The organism is Variovorax sp. 01T439_2 (assembly GCF_056398445.1).
The window spans coordinates 1-1,849 of the sequence record NZ_JBFTPJ010001073.1; the positions used below are offsets into that span (position 1 = coordinate 1).

A 1,849-nucleotide genomic window follows, 5' to 3' on the forward strand; every position below is an offset into this window, starting at 1 on the left:
GAGCAGTACTGGCGCGACAACCGCCTGAACATGATCCACGAGGGCACGCACGGCATCCAGGCGGCCGACCTGCTGGGCCGCAAGGTGCTGATGGAAAAGGGCCGCGGCCTGCAGCTGCTGGGCGGGCGCATCGCCGAGACCATCGGCCATGCCGCCAAGGTGCCCGCGCTCGCGCCGCATGCCGGGGCGCTGGACGCCGCATGGCAGCGCATAGGCAGCGCCACCCAGGCGGCCTGGTCCACCGGCGATCCGGCCGACGCGCTGGCCAACGCCGTGCCCTACATGCAGGCCTTCGGCCACACCGTGTTGGCCTGGATCTGGCTGGACGTGGCGCGGCGGGCGCTGGAGATCGATGCGGACAAGGCGAGGGCGGTAACAGCTGGCAAGATAGGCGCCACGGACTACTTCTTCCACTACGAGCTGCCGAAAATCGGTGCCTGGCTCAACGTGGTCGAGAGCCGCGACCCTACCTGTACCGCATTGCCCGAGGACGCTTTTTGACAATGGCCAACGCCGCCCCCAACAACACGCCCAACCCCGTCAAGCCGCCAAAGCCGCATGCGCGGCTAGAGAAATGGATCTGGATCCTGATCTACGGCGGCCTGTTTCTCGTGATCCTCGGCATTGCCACGGGCCGCACCGAGCCGGCGCTCGGCTGGTCGATGGCCGTGCCCGGCGCCGTGGTCGCGCTGGTGGGCTTTGTGCTCATTTACGTGCGCTCGCGCCTGGGCGACAAATAACGAGGCCAAGGAAAGGCAGACCATGCTCAAGCACATCGTGATGTGGAAGTTCAAGGAACATGCCGAAGGCGCCGACAAGGCGACCAACCTGCTGAAGGCCAAGGCGCTGCTCGACGCCTGCGCCAGGCTGTCGCCCGGCACCTTGCGTTTCGAGGTGGCCGTTGCCCAGCCCGGGCTCGAAGCGACCTGCGATCTGGTCCTGTATTCGGAATTCACCGACGCGGCCGCGCTCGCGGCCTATGCGGACCATCCGCAGCACGTGGCGCTGAAGCCCTTCATCGGCGCGGTGCGCGAAGCGCGCCAGTGCATGGACTACATCGCCTGAACATTCCAAACCGAACAACGGAGACTTTCCCATGACCGCCCGCACCATCCAAAAACTGCTCGACCTCAGCGGCAAGACCGCCCTCATCACCGGCGGCTCGCGCGGCCTGGGCCTGCAGATGGCGCATGCCCTCGGCGAGGCCGGCGCAAAGATCATGCTGAGCTCGCGCAAGGCCGACGACCTGGAGCAGGCCGCGGCCGAGCTGCAAACGGCCGGCATCGACGCGCGCTGGATCGCCGCTGACTGCTCGAAGGAAGAAGACACGCGCCGCCTGGCCGACGAGACGCTGCAGCGCATGGGCGCGATCGACATCCTCGTGAACAACGCGGGCGCCAGCTGGGGCGCGCCGGCCGAGAGCCATCCGGTCGAGGCCTGGGACAAGGTGATGAACCTCAATGTGCGCGGCTATTTCATCCTCTCGCAGCATGTGGCCAACGGCTACATGATCCCGAAGAAGACGGGCCGCATCATCAACATCGCCTCGATCGCGGGCCTCAACGGCAACCCGCCCGAGATGCAGACGCTGGCCTACAACACCTCCAAGACCGCGGTGATCGGCTTCACGCGCACGCTGGCCGCCGAATGGGGCAAGTACAACATCAACGTGAACGCGATCTGCCCGGGCTTCTTCATGACCAAGATGGCCGCCGGGCTGATCAAGTCGCTTGGCGAGGAAAAGATGGCCTCGCATGCGCCGCTCGGGCGGCTTGGCGACGACGAAGACCTGAAAGGCTTGACGCTGCTGTATGCGAGCGATGCGGGCAAGCACATTACCGGCCAGTGG

4 protein-coding genes are annotated in these 1,849 nt (G+C 66.1%); all 4 read left to right on the top strand.

Annotated features, from left to right (window positions below; translation table 11 throughout):
• On the top strand, positions 1 to 501 hold a 501-nt coding region (locus AC1DOC_RS32015), incomplete at its 5' end, for an acyl-CoA dehydrogenase C-terminal domain-containing protein (protein ID WP_478131369.1).
• Positions 502 to 503: 2 nt separating this feature from the next.
• Positions 504 to 740, top strand: a complete 237-nt coding sequence (locus AC1DOC_RS32020) for a hypothetical protein (protein WP_012748023.1) — start codon at positions 504 to 506, stop codon at positions 738 to 740.
• 22 nt (positions 741 to 762) lie between these two features.
• Positions 763 to 1,065, top strand: coding sequence for a Dabb family protein (locus AC1DOC_RS32025; RefSeq protein ID WP_027729639.1), 303 nt, complete (start codon positions 763 to 765; stop codon positions 1,063 to 1,065).
• A 31-nt stretch (positions 1,066 to 1,096) separates the two neighbouring features.
• The coding region (locus AC1DOC_RS32030; RefSeq protein WP_478131370.1) for an SDR family oxidoreductase at positions 1,097 to 1,849 on the top strand (753 nt) is incomplete at its 3' end.

Bases quoted from the DNA above. Each gene is read 5' to 3' on its own strand.
- AC1DOC_RS32020 (WP_012748023.1), top strand. From the start codon at position 504: ATGGCCAACGCCGCCCCCAACAACACGCCCAACCCCGTCAAGCCGCCA.
- AC1DOC_RS32025 (WP_027729639.1), top strand. From the start codon at position 763: ATGCTCAAGCACATCGTGATGTGGAAGTTCAAGGAACATGCCGAAGGC.